Genomic DNA, 16,778 nt, shown 5'->3' with positions numbered 1-16,778 from the left:
ATGTGCGCCTCCCCACTGGAGGGTGATCATGAAGCGTCTCGCCTCACTCGTAGCGCTCGCGCTCCTCGTCCCGCTGTCGGCGAGCGCCGCGGAGCAGAGCGGCAAAAAGCCCGCGAACAAGACGGAAAAGCCCGCCGCTGCCGCTCCCGCGCAGAAGCACGCGAAGGGCCCCGGCAAGAAGAACGACAAGAAGGTCCTGAAGGCCGACAAGGGCCACGAGCACGACGCGCACGCGAAGGGCTCGGCGAAGCACGACGACTTCTCCCACCACGAGCCCCAAGTCACGCACGGCGTGCTCGTGTCGAAGGTCTCGGCGCGCCACCAGGAGCACGCCGGTCGGGGAAAGAAGGAGCTCCCGCTCCTCCCCGCTTCGATGATCGAGAAGGCCGAGAAGCCCTCCGAGAAGGCGGAGCCCGAGGCGTCGAAGAAGGCCACCCACGACGCCCCCAAGAAGGCCGAGCACAAAGCCGAGAAGGCCGAGCACAAGGCCGACAAGGTCGAGCACAAGGCCGACAAACACGACGCGGCCCCGAAGAAGAAGGGCCACGGCGACAAGGTCGAGCCGAAGGCCGACAAGAAGGACGGCCGCCGCGCCGAGGCCCCGAAGGCTCCTTGTTTCCACGACGCCGTCGAGCTCGTTCGCGGCGCCGAGGTCGACAAATTCGCGCTCCAACGCTGCGAAGGGGGCCTCGCCCCTTTTGCCTTGGAGCGGCTCAGCGTGGTCTTGCGGCCCTCTCAGGTCGCCCGACCCCTGCTTGACCTGACGTCGAGCAAAAACGCCGAGTCGCTCTCCAAAGCGAAGACCCAGAAGCCCAACGAGAAGAAGGACGACGTCCTCCCGTCGACCGTCAAGCGCGTCGATCCCGGCCTCGTCGAGCGCCTCGATCTCATCGCGACCCACTTCAAGAAGGCCGGGCGCACGGTGCGCGTGAACGTCGTGTCGGGGTACCGCCCCAACTCGACGGGCAGCCTCCACTCGCACGGCCGCGCGATGGACGTCCGCCTCGAGGGCGTCGACAACGAGGAGCTCGTCGCCTTCTGCAAGAGCATCCCCGACACGGGCTGCGGCTACTACCCGAACTCGTCGTTCGTCCACGTGGACGTGCGCGATCCCGGGGCCGGCCACGTCTCGTGGATCGACGCGAGCGGCCCGGGCGAGGCGCCCAAGTACGTGACCGAGTGGCCGCCCCGCGCGGCGAAGGCGGACGCGCCGTCGTTCGCGGCGCCCGACGCCGAGCCGTCCGAGCCCGAGGCCAACGCCGAGCACGGCCCGACCGCGCCGACGAAGCCGCAAGAGATGATCGACGGCGTCAAGGACTGAGCGCGAGCGGCTGCCGCGAGCGCCCTGGGTAGGAAGAGGCGGACGACGATCCGTCGGTCGCCTCTGACGCCCCGCCACTGCTTCCTTACTCTTTGAAAATACGAGATTCGTGAAGAAGGCGAGGACGGGTTCCTCGCCTTTTTCATGCCCTGGCACAAGCCGGGCACGACGTGTCGCGCTCGAGGCGCAAGGTCAGAAACCGCGCCGAGCGCGCGTCGAAGGTGAGCAGCCGCCCTGCGAGAGGCTCCCCGATCCCGAGCAGCACCTTGAGGACCTCGCTCGCTTGGAGCAATCCGACGATGCCCGGCACCACCCCGAGCACCCCCTCTTCGGAGCACGAACGCGAGAGCCCCGGCGCCGGGGGCTCCGGGTGGAGACACGCGTAGCAGGGGGTCCCCGGGAGGTGCGTCATGACCTGACCCTCGAACCGGGACACGGCGCCGAGCACGGCGGGGATCCGATGCGCGAGCGCGGCGCGATTCACGGCCGAACGAGCGCCGAAGGAGTCGGTCGCGTCGACGACGACGTCGTGGCCTGCGAGGAGGTGGGCCGTGTCGTCTCCGAAGCGGGCGACGTGACCTGCGACGTGGACGTGAGGATGGAGCCGCGCGAGCGCCGCGCCCGCCGCCGAGACCTTCGGTGTGCCGACGTCGCCGGGGCCGTAGAGGATCTGGCGGTGGAGGTTCTCGATCGCCACCGTGTCGAAGTCGATGACCGTGAGGTGCCCGACGCCGGCGGCTGCGAGGTAAAGGAGCACGGGGCAGCCGAGCCCGCCGGCGCCGACGACGGCCACACGCGCACGCGCGAGCTTCGCTTGTCCGTGGGGGCCGACCTCGGGGAGACGCATCTGGCGGTCGAAGGCGCGCGCGTCGAGCCCGTCGAGCGCCGCGTCGCGCGCCACGGGGTGCCCCTCCGCCTCCCACGTCGCCATGCCGCCGCGGAGGACCCTGATGGAGGCGTAAAGCGACGAATCTATTGTTGATTGTGCCCTCTTGGCCCGCTCCCCCCGCGCGCACACGAGCACGACGTGCGCGCCGTCCGGGAGGCGACGCACGAGGTCGTCGAGGCCGGCCGAGAGCGGCGAGACCCACGCGCTCGCGATCGTCCCCGTCGCGACCTCGTGCGGCTCTCGGACGTCGACGACGATCGGTCGGTCGCCCTCGCCGCCGAGCCAGGCCGCGAGCTCCTCTGCCGTGATCTCAGACACGGAGCTCGACGCGAAGACGTGTGTAGAGTGCACGTGCGTCGGCGGGACGCTCCCGATCGGGGCCCGTGCACACCGACGCGAGGGGTCGGAACGCGCTCGTCTCGGGTGACGGACCGAGCGCCTCGAGCACGTCCTCGAGCATGCGGCCGAGGCCGTACACGTCGTCGCGTGGGTCGCTCGCGCGGCCGGCGAGGCGCTCCGGAGAGACGTACCCGAGGCTGCCCGCTGGGCTCGGCTCGCCCACGCGTCGAGCGATGCCGAAGTCCGTGAGGAGCGGGGTGGCCTCGTCGTGCAAGAGGACGTTCGCCGGCTTGACGTCGTGATGCACCCAGCCGGCGGCGTGGACCCTCGCGAGGGTGGCCGTGAGAGGGAAGAGCCACCGCGCGACGGGGGCGAGGACTCGCGCGTCACGCGCGCGGACGTGCTCGCGGAACGAGCCGAGCCGCGCCCACGAGAGGGCGAGCCACCCGTGCTCCGGGTCGACGTCGTAGACACGCACGATGCCCGGCCCGGCGAGCGCGACGGCCACGCGGGCCTCGTGACGGAGCTGCGGCTCGTCGCGCTCGGGGTGGTGGTAGACCTTGAGCGCGACACGTCGCTCGAGCTCGCGATCGACTGCCTCGTAGACGGCTCCGGCACCTCCACGGGCGAGCTCGCGAAGGAGCTCGAAGGGCGCGTCCGACTCGCGCGCGACCATCGTCGCCCCGGCGCTCACGGGCCTCTGCGGGCCCGAGAGGCCGAGCAGCGCGCGGAAGCGGGCGTGACGCTCCTTCGCGCCGGGATGGTCGAGGTCCTTCAGGAGCACACGTTCGACGCACGCGAGCGCGGTCGGTACGTCGCCCGCCTCGGCGGACAGATCCGCGCGAAGGAGGAGCCCCGATGGGTGGAGCACGGGCCCGAGGACTCCGAGTGCGAGGGCACGTTCGCCGCGGTCGACGAGCATCGCGGCAGCCGTGAGCGCCACGGTGTCGGGTAAGGTGCGACCTCGCGCCGACGCAAAGAGGACGTCGAGCGCGCGCCCTTCGAGGGGCGACGATCGAAGGCTCCCGAGCAGCGCGAGCACCTCGTTCTCCGACGGGCCACCCTCGAGACCGACCTTGGAGAGGCGCGCGAGCTCGGGGGGGAGCGCCTCGGGGGCCGTGTCGGTGAAGCGTGGCGCGGCTTCGCGGGCCGAGGTGTCGGGTGTGGCCCGTGGCGGCTCGGGAACGCGGCGGAATCGGTCGAAGAGCCCCACTCCCTCATGGTGCCCGTTCCCCCACGCGACGACAAGCGCCGACGGCTCGATCCGACAATGGGTTCGCGGGGTTCCGCGCCGCCCTTCCCACGCCTTCGTAAGCTCGGCCGAATCGCCCGAGACAGCCCGGGGGAAACATGAGAAAAGCGTCGTTGCCGCATGAAACGCCCCTTCGCCCTCCTCGCGCTGATCTCCCTCTCTCTCGTCTCGGTCGTCCACTGCAAGAAGAAGCAGCCGGTCGAAGATGCCGGGTCCGAGCCCACGGCGGAGCCTTCGTCCACCGAAGCGCCCCCGAGCGAGCCGCCGCCCTCCAAGCCCGCGCCGCTCGCGTCGAACGCCGACGACATCGCCCGCTTCGGCGAAGAGACGAAGCTCGCCGACGTGCAGGCGACGGTGACCGCCGTGTCGCTCGTGGCGCGCGAATCGCCCCCGAACGGGCCGCAGGTCGCGGTGCTCCCCAAGGGCACGGTGGTGACACAAATCGCGCAGCGTGAGCACTACGTCCTCGCGACGTTCGCGAACCCCAAGAACGCGAGCGAGACGCTCATGGGCTGGATGTTCGCGCCCTCCCTCGGTGGCGCGGCGGTCCCCACGACCGTCGTCAAGACGGACGGCGGCGTGGTCGTCAAGGCCGACGCGGGCGCCCCCAAGCCCCCGACGTCGTGCGCCGCGGGTCTCACGCTCGTCATGGTCGACGAGCCCACGTGCGCCAAGATCTGCGCCGAGGACAAGGAGTGCCCGACCGGCCAGGCCTGCAAAGGCTCGGCGAACAAAATCGTGAACGGCAAGGCGGGTGACGGGGTCACCACGTGCGTGCCCTTCCACCCGCACCCCGCCGACGCCGGTGCCCCCACGACCACCAAAGACGCGTCCGCGCCTCCCGCCATCGTCGACGCCGGCGCGGCGCCGATCCCCACCCTCCCCGAGGTGCCCGCCATCGGCGGAAAGTGCGCCCCCACGTACGTCTTCGTCGCCAAGAGCGGGCGCTGCCACAAAGACTGCAGCAGCGGTCCTGGTGCGTGCACGGGGAGCGCGCGCTGCACGAAGCACTGCGGCACGCCGGGCCCGGTGTGCACCCTCGCCGCCACGACCTGCCCGCCTCCCTGATCGAGCGCGCGAGCTCAGGTTTGGCCAAGGTCACGACCCAGTACGTCTGCCAGGCGTGTGGCGCCACGAGCCCGAGGTGGCTCGGGCGCTGCACGACCTGCCAGGAGTGGAACTCGCTCGTCGAGGAGCGGTCCCACGCGTCCTCGTCGCGGGCGTCCGCCACCAAGCCCTCGGGGGCGAGCCGGGCCGTCCCGATAGGTCACGTCGCGGCCGACGCGCACGAGCGTGTCGAGACGGGCATCGGCGAGCTCGATCGTGTGCTCGGAGGTGGGCTCGTCCGCGGCAGCGTCGTGCTGCTCGGTGGCGATCCTGGCGTCGGAAAATCGACGCTCCTCCTGCAGGCGCTCGCGGGTCTGTCCGCCCGCGGGGTCAAGACGCTCTACGTCTCGGGAGAGGAGAGCGCGGGGCAGACGGCGTCACGCGCGAAGCGCCTCGGCGCGGGAGGCGAGACGCTCTTCGTCCTCGCCGAGAACGAGCTCGAGGCCGTGCTCGCGGCGACGAGCGACGTTCGCCCGGAGGCCATGGTGGTCGACAGCGTCCAGACCATCCGCTCGAGCGCGCTCGAGAGCGCCGCGGGCACCGTGAGCCAGCTCCGCGAGGTCGCGAGCCGCGTCGTCGAGGTGTGCAAGCGCGAGAACGTGGCGTGTTTCCTCGTGGGCCACGTCACGAAAGATGGCTCCATCGCAGGGCCGAAGGTGCTCGAGCACCTCGTCGACACGGTGCTCGAGTTCGAAGGTGAGCGCGGTCACGCGTTCCGCTCCCTGCGCGCACGGAAGAACCGCTTCGGCAGCGCCACCGAGGTCGGCGTCTTCGAGATGACCGCGGAGGGCATGGCGTGCGTCGAGAACCCGAGCGCGCTCTTCTTGGCCGAACGGCAGGCCCACGCCTCCGGGAGCGTCATCTGCGCGACGTGCGAAGGCTCGCGCCCGATGCTCGTCGAGATCCAGGCGCTCGTGTCTCCCTTCTCGCACGGGGCCCCGCGTCGCACGGTCGTCGGCGTCGACGGCGCGCGCCTCGCGATGATCCTCGCAGTGCTCGAGCGAAAGGCGGGGCTCGCGCTCTCGGGGTGCGACGTGTTCGTGAGCGTCGCGGGGGGAGCTCGCATCGACGAACCGGCGGCAGACCTGGCCGTCGCCTTGGCGCTCGCGTCGAGCCTCCGCGACAGGCCGCTCCCCGAGAACCTCGTGGCCTTCGGTGAGCTCGGGCTCTCGGGCGAGGTGAGGAGCGTGCCGCGCGCGGCCGAGCGGATCGCCGAGGCCGAAGGCATGGGGTTCCTGCGCGCGGTGGTCCCGAACGCCCAAGCCAAGGGCGCGGGCAAGGACCCGAAAGACTCTCGAAAACGTAAGGCCCAGCCGAGCGCCGTGACGATCGGCGTGCGCACGATCGACGAGGCTCTCGCCGTGCTCTCGTGACTCGGAGCGTTCCCTACATTTGGCTACCACGCGGCGTCGCGTGCCACGATCGGCAGATCCCAAAAACGCCCCGTGTGGTAAATCTCGGAGCCATGACATTCACGGGCTCCAAGTTTCTCTCGACCAAGTTTCTGACGACCGGCATTCTCGCCGCCGGCCTCGCTCTCGGTGCGTGCGGCGAGGGCTCCGGTGCGGCGACCCCCGAGGGCGGTGGCAAGCACCCGCTCGTCGGCAACCCCGCTCCCTCGTTCGAGGTCGACTCGCTCAACGGCCAAGGGAAGGTGTCGTTCGACAAGTGGAAGGGCAAGGTCGTCTACGTCGACTTCTGGGCCACCTGGTGCGAGCCCTGCAAGAAGTCCTTCCCCAAGATCCAAGAGCTCTACACGAAGTACAAGGGCCAGGTCGAAGTGGTCGGCATCTCGGAAGACGACGAGAGCTCCGGCATCAAGGAGTTCGGCGAGCAGTTCGGCGCCAAGTTCCCCCTCGGGTGGGACAAGGGCAAAGAGATCGCCGGCAAGTGGCAGCCGAAGAGCATGCCCGCCTCGTTCGTCGTCGACAAGCAGGGCGTCGTTCGCTTCGTGCACCTCGGCTACCACGACGGCGAAGAGGCCGAGATCGAGAAGGAGATCAAGAGCCTCCTCTGAGGAACGGCTCCGAGTCTCTCGAAGGGCACGCCGGCAACCACCGGGGTGCCCTTCGTGCGTCCGGGCCTCGCGCTTCGATTCGACCGCGCCGCGCGGCGCAACGCGGCGATCGTCACGCGTCCCGAGGCGGTTCCTCCGCGCTCACGACCTCGTGGAAGTGGGTGTAGTCGAGCACGCGCGTGCCGTCGGCCTCGGTCGTGATCACGTCGGCGAACTTCTTCGCGACGACCACGTCGGCGATCGAGTACCTGTATCGTGCATGTATCGTCTGGCCGATCGTGTCGTCGAGGCCGCTCATGCCGAGGAGGATCTCGGCCTCGCGCTCCTTGAGGTCATCGAGGGCTCGTTGGCCGAAGAAGGGGCTCTTCTCGTCGATGCGGTGCATCGCCGTCCACGAGAGCGAGAAGAGGCCCGTCTGTGGCCTCACGAGCGGGACGTCGATCTGGCGCCGCATGAACTCGCCCTCGGCCGTGCGCTCGTTCACGAGCAGCGTGACGCGGAGCTGGGCCTCGACGACGGTGTTGTGGCGAGAGTTCGCGAGCCGGAACATGACGTGGGGTACGCCGTCCCGCTGGGCGATCACGACCTTCTCGGAGAAGATGACCTTGGCGGTCGGCCGCGCGAACTTGGCGAACGTGAGGCCGGTGACCATGGCGGTCGCGAAGATCCCGACGATGGCCTCGAACGTGACGAGCACGTGGCCGTAGCGCGTGGCTGGCGCGAAGGTCCCGTAGCCGATCGTGGCCATCGTCTGGACGCTGAAATAGAACGCGGCCTCGAAGTCGTGCACCCCCGAGATGCACTGCGGATCGACGCGATACGCCGCTGCGAAGACGAGGTTCACGGCCACGTAGAGCACGAACACGAGCCCGAAGAACGCCGTCCAAGGGACGGTGAGCACGAAGTGGTAGATGTCCTTGTGGGGGGCGAAGGGGCGTCCCCGTACCCGCAGCGAGAAGACGCGCTGCTGGGCGTTCTCTACGAGCTTGATCGTTCGGTCGGCCATCGGCGGATCGAGAGCCTAAATCAGCGGGCGTGAGCCTCGATCAAAATCGGCGAGCCGAGCTCGGCCTCGGGAGGAGGCCCCCGGCGATCCTCACGGCGGGCGAGGCGGCTCGGGGCGCGAGGTGGTCGTCTGGCCGTCACCCGGGGCGAGCCCGTCGCGCGGCTCGCAAAAAGCACTTGCGCGAGGGGCCGGTTGAGCGAGCATGTCGCCATGGGAACGCGCTCCGTCGTCCTCGTTCGGCACGGCGAGTACCGAATGGACGATGGCGCCGACCCCAGGCTCACGCGCCGCGGGCGCCGGCAAGCCCAACTGTCGGGCGCGGCGCTCGCGCACGAGGGCTTCGACCGCGTAGTCACGAGCCCGCTCGTCCGCGCCCGCGAGACGTGCGCCACCATGCTCGAAGGGTGGAAGCGGGAAGCGGAGGTGTCGGACCTCTTGGCCGAAGGTGTCCCCACGCCCGTCGCCTCGCTCGGCGTATCGGGGCCCAAGGCGGCGATCGATCGCGCTCGCTTCGACGAGGCGTTCGACGTGTTCTTCGGGCCCGCACGAGGCGACGAGCGAGACCTGCTCGTCTGCCACGGCAATCTCATCCGCTACCTCGTGACGCGCGCGCTCGGGGTCTCCCCACGGACGTGGACCCGCCTCAACTCGAACCACTGCGGAATCACGCGAGTTCTCGTCCGTGACGCACGCATTCGTGTCGTCTCGTACAACGAGACGGGCCACCTCGCGCCCGACTGCATCACCTGAGATGCCGCCGAGGCATACGTGCATATGTACCTACATTCGCCACGGGTCGCGCACAAAAGTGACGCGCCTCGTTGACCGGCGCCGAGCTTTTCACGACCATCCTTGGTGCGACGCGGGCGGGGGCCAGCGGTTCGTCGCACGGCTCGGCCTACGGATCTGCGACGACGATGGGTGCACTCTCAACCGATCGACCCGAAGCTCACTCGCTCGAAGCGCGCCTCGCCTTCGCGGGGAAGGCGCTCGCCGCGCGCGTGGTCTCCGAGAGCCCCCACACGTTCCTCGAGCGGTTCGTGCGCGAGCCGTCGCCGCACGCGGTTCGGTTCGTGTCCGACTTCGGCCGCGCGTACGGGTTCGGTCCGCCACGTGATCTGGTCGGGTTCTCTTCGCTCGCGGCGCTCCGGCCCGTCGTCGGAGACTTCGAGCTTTCGCGCAGCAACGTGGCTCTCGGCGAGGACTCGTTCGTCTCGATCGTTCGTGAAGGGGGCGCCTCGGCGTTGCTCGGTCTCCTCATCGGCGCGCTCCCGATCGCCCGGACCGACACGGGCGACACGTACTACGTCACGCTCTACGAGGGGCTCGACGAGCCTCGCCCCACGACCCCGAGGCGCGTGAGCCGCGACGCGGTCTTCGCGTACTCGTGGGTGAAACGCGCGCTCGTCGGGCCGCTCACTCGGGATCTTTCGTCGTTCGCGTTCGCTGCGGCGCTCGCCGACGCTCGAAAGACGGGCGAGCTCGACGACACGCGCTTCCTCGCGTCGGCGGAGCTCGTTCGGCCCCACGTCGCGAGGCGGTCGCCCTTCTTGGACATCGAGAAGGTGACGCGCAAAGGCCTGTCTCCGTACGTTCCTCCGCGCGCGTCCGCCCACCAGTGGTTCTCGCGCGCGCTCTGGATTTTCGGCCTCTTCGCCGACGATGGCACCTTCGATCTCGACGACGTTCGTCGCGCGTTCACGCCCAGGCTCAACCCTCCGCTCACGAAGGCCGTGTGGGAGCGCTACCTGCGGGCGATGCCCACCTGCGTGCCGACCGCCCTCTACGTTCTGTTTCGGACCTACCTCCTCGACGACGAGGCCCGCCTCTCCGAGGCCATCGCGCTCGCGAAGTCGAGCCCGGCGCGCATCGTCGTCGACGCCGCATCGTTCTTCGACGACGCCGCGCGCGGAAAGCGCGACTCGCTCGGAGTCGGGAGGAGCGTCGTCCGCGCCAAGGCCGACGTCGCCGCGCTCGGACTCTCCGCGCCACCCTCGTCACGGTTGGGTCGGAGCCGGGTCCAACCCCCGGCTTCCGATCGCGAGGTCCCGAGCTCGTCGCCCTCGTCGCTCCGCTCGACATACAAGCTGCGCACGCTCGAGGACCTCGAGGCCCTCGCGTGGGAGAAGCTCGACGACACGGCCACCCACGACGCGATCCGCTCCACCCTCTCCGAGCGGCCCGAGGTCGAGTGTGCCCTCCGCATCGTCGAGTACGTCGACACCGACGGCCACATGCACGATAACCTCGTGCTCCAGAGCGAGAAGGACGAGGCGCTCCTCGCGCTCCGCCAACACGGGCACCCGATCCTCGTTCCGCTCCTCGTCGGCCGCGCTCTGCGCGAGGATCTTCGGGCGATCGAGATGCTCGGGGCCCTCGGCTCCACACGCGCCACGCGGCACCTCGTGGGTCTGCTCGATCGCCCGCCCCAGCGCTACCGCCACCTCGAGACGAGCGTGGTCGGCGCTCTGCGCGCCCTCGGGGCCCGCGAGGTCGCCCCTCGCCTCGTCGAGCTGCTCGCTGCGAACCCGCTCCGCGACTGGAAAGAGGGGCTCGAGCGTGGCCCGCTCGTGCGTGAGCTCGTGCAAACGCTCGGAGCGCTCGAGGCCCCGTGCGCCGGGCCGGCCCTCCACGAGCTCGTCTCCTCTCGCAGCCTCGAGGTGCGGCCCTTGGTCCCCGCGTGCGCCGAGGCCTTGGGCCGCCTCGAGTACGCGCCCGCGGCGGAGCGCCTGCGCGAGCTCACGCGCCTCTCTGCGACCCTCCGCGACGGGGTGCCGACCGAGCTCGTCTGGGCGCTCGGTCAGCTCGGTTTCCGTTCGGCCGAAGAGCGTCGCGCCTCGCTCGATCTCTGCGGTGGCATCGAGCTCGTCGATCGCGCCGCCGAGGTCGTCCGGCTCGCTGCCCGCCGAAAGCTCGGCGACGACATCGAAGGCTTCGAGGACGCTCTCGAGCGCGCGCTCTGGGAGCCGGGATTCAAGCGTGACGAGACGTCGCGCCGCCGCACATGGGCGTTCCGCTCGTTCACCGAGGTCGGCGGGGTCGAGTTCGACCGGGACGCTGTCCGATACTTCACTACACTCGACGACCACGCCGTCCGCGAGGCCGCGACGTCCGCGTTCCGAGCTCAAGGTCACCGGGTGCCTCGCGTGCGCGCGTATTACCGCTTCGTGCTCCCCGACATCGAGCGACGTGGCCTCGACGCCTTGCACCAAGCCCTCCACGATCCGAAGGGGGTGTTCCGCTACAACGTCGCGCTGCGCCTCTCCGCGATAGGTCACCCGTCGTCGGTCGAGCCGCTCGTCCGTAGCTTGCGCCGCATCTTCGACGAGCCCCTCTCGTCCACGTTCGAGTACGACGACGCCCCGCACAACCTCGTCTGGACGTGCAAGGCGCTGAAACGCATGCAGAGTGCACGGGGAAACCTCGCCCTCATCGAGGGGCTCCGCTCGACCGACCCTCACGTCCGCGCGGTCATCGCCGACGATCCCCCGGAGGACGCGCGGGTCGTGCCGGAGCTCGTGAGGCTCCTCTCCGATCCGCGTTCGTTCGTGCGCACGCGCGCCGAGAGGGCGCTCCGAGCCTACCGCGATCACCCGGAGCTCGGGCGGCTCGTGCCGGCACCGTCGGCGCTCGCGCACGACTGACGCGCCTCGCGCCCGCGCGGCTCAGGTCGCCGGCGGAGGGGGCGGCGTCACGGTGGGGCGCTCGTCGGGGCCCTTCGTGCCGGGAATGCGCGCGCCGTCGACGTCGATGAGGCCCACGGCGCGAAGCAACGCGCACGCCTGCTTGACGTCCCCGACACCGAGGCCGGAGAGCTCGGCGATCGCGTCCAGGCTCGCTCGGCCATCGATGTGGAAGAAGATGAACGCCTCGCGCACCCCGATCGCGGCGTCCTTCGGGTGCCGCTCGATCGGCCGGGGAACGGCGTCTCCGGGCAACACGAGGAGGTCGTCGGGGCCGACCGTGGGGCGCGACGTGGGCCGGCTCGACGGGGGCCGCGAGATCGCGCGCTCCTCGCCCTCCGTCGCCTCCGAGGCGGCTTCCACGTCAAGGTCGTTCACGCCTTTCACGCCCTCCGTCGGCACGACATACCGCGTCGAGCACGGAAGGCCAATGCCGAACGTCCGTCGGTCGACGTTGGTTGTAAGTCGGACGTTTGTGAGGTTGAGCGATCGGTGTGCGTCGGGCTGCGCCGATCACGCCGCGCGGACGGGGATGAGCTGGAAGGCGTCGACGTCCATGAGCCCGTGGTCGGTGAGCTTGAGCGAAGGGATGACGGGGAGGCTCAAGAAGGCGAGCTGGAGGAAGGGCTCGGGGAGCGCGCACCCTACCGAGCGGCTCGCGGCATGGAGGTCGACGAGCGCGGCCTCGAGCTCCTTCGGCGACTTGGTCGACATGAGCCCACCCTCCGGGAGCGCGAGCATCGCCCGCACCTCTCCGCCCTTGACCACGACGAACCCACCCCCGGCCGCGGCGAGCGCCGCGAGCGCGACCTTCATGTCCTGGGTGTCGGTCCCGACCACGACGAGGTTGTGGCTGTCGTGCCCGACGCTCGACGCGATCGCGCCGGAGAAGTGGTCTCCGAACCCGCGCACGTACCCGTTGGAAGGCTTCCTGCCGTGGCCGTGGCGTTCGAGCACGGAGAGCCGGGCCACGCCCAAGGCGTCGGAGCTCTCGACGCTGCGGTCCGTGAGAATGCGCCCCTCGCGGACGCCGATGACGTGGACACGGCCCGAGGGACCTTCGAGGTCGATCGCCTCGGGGATCGTGCAGCGGACCGTGTTGCCGGTGGCCTCGCGAGAGGCGGCCACCGTGCTCGCCACGATCTCCTCCGCCGGCCGGCCAGCCTTGTACACGCGAGAGATCGCGCACGAGGCCACGTCGCCGAGGACGACGAGGTCGGCCACGTACCCTGGCGCGATGGCGCCGATGCGGTGGAGCCCGTGCGACGCGAGCCCGTAGTGCATCGCCACCCCGTAGCTCGCGGCTCGAAAGACGACCTCGGGCGGTACGCCGCGCCGGATCGCCGTACGCACCAGGTGGTCGACGTGGCCCTCGCGCGCGATGTCGAGGGGGTTTCGGTCGTCGGTGCAGAAGCCCACGCTCGTCGACGAGGCCATGTCCAAGATGGGCAAGAGCGCGTCGAGGTCCTTCGCGACGCTGCCTTCGCGGATCCACACGGCGATGCCCTTCGAGAGCTTCTCGCGTGCCTCGGCGAGCTCCGAGCTCTCGTGGCAGCTCGTGATGCCGGCCGCGGCGTACGCGGAGAGCCCCTGACCTCGGAGGAGCGGGCAGTGCCCGTCGATGGGGCGACCTTCGAAGGCCTCGAGCTTCTCCATCATGTCGGGGAGGCCGAGCAGCACCCCGGGGACGTTCATGACCTCGGCGAGCCCGAGCGCGTTCGGGTGCGAGGCGAGGGACGACAGATCGGTCGCGCCGAGCGCGCCTCCGCCGTTCGTCTCGAAGGTGGTCGCGGGCACGCACGAGCTCAGCATGACCTTGAGCGACAGCCCGAGCGTCTCGCTCGCCTCGAGGAAATAGCGGATGCCCCGCGTCCCGAGCACGTTGGCGAGCTCGTGCGGATCGCACACGGCCGTGGTCGTGCCGCGTGGGAGCACACACGCCTGGAAGTTCTCGGGGGTCATGAGCGAGCTCTCGAGGTGGACGTGGGCGTCCACGAACCCGGGCACCACGGCCTGGCCCGCGAGGTCGACACGTTCCTTGGCAGGCAGCGCCGCGTCGGGCCCCGTCCCCACGACGACGCCTCCAAGCACGGCGACGTTACCCTCTCGGAATTGGCCCGTGAACACGTCGAGCCAGCGGGCGTTCTCGAGGACGAGGTCGCAAGGGATCTTCCCTTGGGCGGCGAGGATGCGATCTCTGCGGGGTGGCATAGGCTCGATTATGTCCCCACCCGACCGCGCCGGCGGACATTTGGCGCGCCCGAGCGCCTCCGCTTGGGTCGAAAATGTCCTTTCTGCCTGAAAAATACGAAATTTCTGCCGACGTCAGAAGATCCGAGCCCGAACCTCCGTACAATGAAGGCGCAATCCCGCGCCTTCCCGTGAGGTTCCCCTTGGCTCTTCGCTCGCTCGTGTCCGCCTCCTCCATCGTGACGGCTTCGCTCTTCGGCCTCGGCCTCGCCTCCGTGGGTTGCTCGGGCTCGCCGCTCGACCCTCCGGTGGGCACCGCGGAGGGCGCGGTGATCGGTGGGGCTGCCGACACGACCCACGAGGCCGTGGTGGCGATCATCTCCCAGCGCGGCAACGAGGCGGGGGCGTGCTCGGGCACGATCGTGAAGAAGCAGGGGAGGGTGGCGTGGGTGCTCACGGCGGCCCACTGCGTCGACATTCCGCCGACCATCGTCTTCATGGGGCCGAACTACGACAGCCCCGACGCGAAGCGCTTCGAGGTCCTCGATTACACGGCGCACCCTAGCTACAACGGCCAAACGGGGAACCCGGCCGACGTGGCCGTCGTGCGTGTCCTCGGGGCGAACGATCGCACCCCCGTCATCCCCATCACGGACAGCCCCGACGGGCTCGCCGTCGGCAACCGCCTCACGAGCGTCGGGTACGGCCGAACGACCCCGTCCGGAGCCTCCGGGGGCGACAACACGATCCGCAAGGTCATCCAGATGTCGGTCACGGAGCTGTCGACCACGCACGTCGGCTACCGGTACACGAACGGGAACATCTGCCAGGGCGACAGCGGCGGACCTGCGCTCCGGGGCACGGGGTCGGCCGAGCGTGTCGTCGCGGTGCACTCCTACGTCGTGGGTGACTGTCGGTTCGAGGCGTACAGCGCGCGCCTCACCAACGCGTCGAACTACCAGTACGTCCAGCGCGAGCTCGCCAAGGCCGTCCCCGCGGACACGTGCGACATCTGCACGCGCGCCGAGAACTCGGGCGACAACACCTGCGCGGCGAAACAGTCGGCGTGCTTCGCCGACAAGGACTGCGCGGCGCTCGCCGAGTGCCGAAACAAGTGCGGCACCACGGCGTGTACACAAGCCTGCGACGACAAGAACCCGCGAGGCCTCTCCAAGCTCAACGCGGCGATTTACTGCTCGTGCGACGAGTCGACCTGTGGCGCGCTCTGCACCGGCGAGTGCCGGCTCGCTCCCAAGTGCGGCATCGCGCTCGGCGCCGAGGCCTGCGCCAAGTGCACGACGGGGAGCTGCTGCGACGCGGTCTCGGCCTGCGCGGCCGACGCCGACTGCTTCGTGTGCCTCCGCGCGGGGGCGAACGCCGACGCGAGCTGCGCGACGAACAAGCTCCGAAAGGCCGTGGCCGACTGCGCCGCGACGAAATGCAAAGCGGAGTGCGCGTCCGACCCGATCGGTCAGGGCGGAGAGCCCGCGCCCACCCCGGGTGAGCCGGGAGCTCCGGGCGGGGCCAGCACCGTGACGACCACCACGACGGGCTGCAGCACCTCGGCCGCGCCGGGCGGTGGGGTCGGCGGGCTCGGCCTCGCGTTCGGCGCCGTCGCCATGGGGCTCGCCGCGCGCCGTCGTCGTCGCCTCGGCTGAAATCGCGCTTCGTGCGCGACGGGTGGGCTCGGCCGTCGTTCGTCGGTCTATGCTCACCCGCGCATGACGCCCATCGAGAAAACCCGAACGCTGCCCGCGAAGAGCCTCGAGCTCTTCTTCGACTACTCCTGCCCGTACGCGTACATCGCGACCCACACGGCGAAGCCGGTCGCGGAGCGTATGGGGGTCCCGCTCGATCTCCGCCCCTTCTTGCTCGGTGGGGTGTTCCAGGCGCGCGGGGTCCCGCAGAACCTCATGGGCGCGCTCGGCCCTGCCAAGGCGGCGCACAACCTCGAGGACATGGCCCGTTGGGCCGCCCACCACGGCCTCCCGCTCACCGTGCCGGCCGAGCACCCTCGAAAGACCGTGGCCGCGCTGCGGGCGACGCTCGCTTGCGGCACCGATCCGAAGGTCGTCGCGGGGTTCTTCCGCGCGTACTGGGTCGAGAACGTCGATCCGAGCGCGCGTGACACCATCGCCCGCGTCGTCCGCGAGGCGGGCCACGACGCCGACGCGGTGCTCGCGCGGATCGAGTCCCAAGAGATCAAAGACGCCCTCCGCGTCGCCACCGACGATGCCGTGTCGCGCGGCGTCTTCGGGGCGCCGACGTTCTTCGTCGACGGTACGCACCTCTACTGGGGACAAGATCGCCTGCACTTCGTCGAGGGCGTGGCGCGCGCCGAGCGGCCTACGACCGACCTCGGCAAGGGCCGCGTGGTCGAGGCGTATTGGGACTACTCGTCGCCCTTCGCGTACCTTGGCATGGCCGAGGTCGAGCGTGTCGCCGCGCGCACGGGGGCCACCGTGGTGAGCCGACCGATGCTCCTTGGTGGTGTGTTCAAGGCCGTCGGGCAAGCGAACGTTCCGCTCGCGACGTTCTCCCCCGAGCGGCAGGCGCACACCATGGCCGATCTCGAGCGCTGGGCCGCGTACCTCGGCGTGCCGTACCGCTTCCCGACGCGCTTCCCCATGAGCACGGTCAAGGCCCTCCGCGCCACGTCGCTCGTGCCCGAGGAACGTCGTCGTGCCTTCCGCGAGGCGGTCTTCCGTGCCTACTGGGCCGACGACCGGGACATCTCCGACGACGCGGTGCTCGCCGATCTCCTCGGCCCCGACAGCGGCGTGCTCGCCGAGGTGTCGCAGCCCGAGGTGAAGGCCGCGCTCGTGGCGGCCACGGAAGAGGCCGTCTCTCGGGGCGTCTTCGGGGCGCCCACGTTCATCGTCGACGGCGAGCTCTTCTGGGGCCAAGACAGGCTCGAGCTCGTCGAGGAGCGCCTCGTTCGAGCTCGGTAGAGTGTCATAGCCGTATGAAAATA

The 16,778-nt window shown here is 70.1% G+C and carries 13 protein-coding genes; 8 read left to right on the top strand and 5 right to left on the bottom strand.

The features are described from left to right. Positions 1-28 precede the first annotated feature (28 nt). Positions 29-1,321, top strand: a complete 1,293-nt coding sequence (locus IPK71_26495) for a DUF882 domain-containing protein (GenBank protein ID MBK8217291.1) — start codon at positions 29-31, stop codon at positions 1,319-1,321. 142 nt (positions 1,322-1,463) lie between these two features. Here IPK71_26495 and IPK71_26490 read toward each other — a convergent pair whose 3' ends face one another. Both IPK71_26490 and IPK71_26485 read right to left on the bottom strand, forming a co-directional pair. Continuing rightward, complete coding sequence (locus IPK71_26490) at positions 1,464-2,528, bottom strand: ThiF family adenylyltransferase (GenBank protein MBK8217290.1); 1,065 nt, start codon at positions 2,526-2,528, stop codon at positions 1,464-1,466. Then, positions 2,521-3,762, bottom strand: a complete 1,242-nt coding sequence (locus IPK71_26485; protein ID MBK8217289.1) for a serine/threonine protein kinase — start codon at positions 3,760-3,762, stop codon at positions 2,521-2,523. The genes IPK71_26490 and IPK71_26485 overlap by 8 nt, the downstream gene beginning before the upstream one ends. 159 nt (positions 3,763-3,921) lie before the next feature. On the opposite strand from IPK71_26485, the gene IPK71_26480 reads away from it, so the two are divergent. From IPK71_26480 to IPK71_26470, 3 genes are all read left to right on the top strand, one after another. Next, positions 3,922-4,869, top strand: a complete 948-nt coding sequence (locus IPK71_26480) for a hypothetical protein (GenBank protein ID MBK8217288.1) — start codon at positions 3,922-3,924, stop codon at positions 4,867-4,869. Between the two features lie 20 nt (positions 4,870-4,889). Next, positions 4,890-6,281 carry a DNA repair protein RadA gene (gene radA, locus IPK71_26475; protein ID MBK8217287.1) on the top strand — a complete coding sequence of 464 codons (1,392 nt, stop codon included), beginning with the start codon at positions 4,890-4,892 and terminating at the stop codon, positions 6,279-6,281. 92 nt (positions 6,282-6,373) lie between these two features. After that, entirely contained in the window at positions 6,374-6,925 is a 552-nt protein-coding gene (locus IPK71_26470; protein ID MBK8217286.1) for a TlpA family protein disulfide reductase, read from the top strand. Positions 6,926-7,037: 112 nt separating this feature from the next. Here the strand turns inward: IPK71_26470 and IPK71_26465 are convergent, their stop codons facing one another. Next, positions 7,038-7,826 carry an ATP-sensitive inward rectifier potassium channel 10 gene (locus tag IPK71_26465; protein ID MBK8217285.1) on the bottom strand — a complete coding sequence of 263 codons (789 nt, stop codon included), beginning with the start codon at positions 7,824-7,826 and terminating at the stop codon, positions 7,038-7,040. A 315-nt stretch (positions 7,827-8,141) separates the two neighbouring features. Here IPK71_26465 and IPK71_26460 point away from each other — a divergent pair, with 315 nt between their 5' ends. Then, positions 8,142-8,681, top strand: coding sequence for a histidine phosphatase family protein (locus IPK71_26460; protein MBK8217284.1), 540 nt, complete (start codon positions 8,142-8,144; stop codon positions 8,679-8,681). Positions 8,682-8,848: 167 nt separating this feature from the next. Then, positions 8,849-11,575: a hypothetical protein gene (locus tag IPK71_26455; protein ID MBK8217283.1), complete on the top strand. Its 2,727-nt coding sequence runs from the start codon at positions 8,849-8,851 to the stop codon at positions 11,573-11,575. Positions 11,576-11,596: 21 nt separating this feature from the next. Here the strand turns inward: IPK71_26455 and IPK71_26450 are convergent, their stop codons facing one another. Both IPK71_26450 and ade read right to left on the bottom strand, forming a co-directional pair. Continuing rightward, the gene (locus tag IPK71_26450; GenBank protein MBK8217282.1) at positions 11,597-11,992 is read right to left on the bottom strand and encodes a hypothetical protein; all 396 of its coding nucleotides are present in this window, start codon (positions 11,990-11,992) and stop codon (positions 11,597-11,599) included. Positions 11,993-12,127: 135 nt separating this feature from the next. Further along, the gene (gene ade, locus IPK71_26445) at positions 12,128-13,825 is read right to left on the bottom strand and encodes an adenine deaminase (GenBank protein MBK8217281.1); all 1,698 of its coding nucleotides are present in this window, start codon (positions 13,823-13,825) and stop codon (positions 12,128-12,130) included. A 182-nt stretch (positions 13,826-14,007) separates the two neighbouring features. Between ade and IPK71_26440 the strand changes: the two genes are divergently transcribed. Together IPK71_26440 and IPK71_26435 are read left to right on the top strand one after the other, a co-directional pair. Then, positions 14,008-15,462, top strand: coding sequence for a S1 family peptidase (locus tag IPK71_26440; GenBank protein MBK8217280.1), 1,455 nt, complete (start codon positions 14,008-14,010; stop codon positions 15,460-15,462). A gap of 63 nt (positions 15,463-15,525) precedes the next feature. Continuing rightward, entirely contained in the window at positions 15,526-16,755 is a 1,230-nt protein-coding gene (locus IPK71_26435) for a 2-hydroxychromene-2-carboxylate isomerase (GenBank protein MBK8217279.1), read from the top strand. The last annotated feature ends 23 nt before the right edge of the window (positions 16,756-16,778 follow it).

The organism is Myxococcales bacterium (genome assembly GCA_016712525.1).
Classification (GTDB): domain Bacteria; phylum Myxococcota_A; class Polyangia; order Polyangiales; family Polyangiaceae; genus JAAFHV01.
The sequence above is the reverse complement of the archived record's forward strand: the minus strand, read 5'-3'. Positions and strand labels throughout refer to the sequence as shown.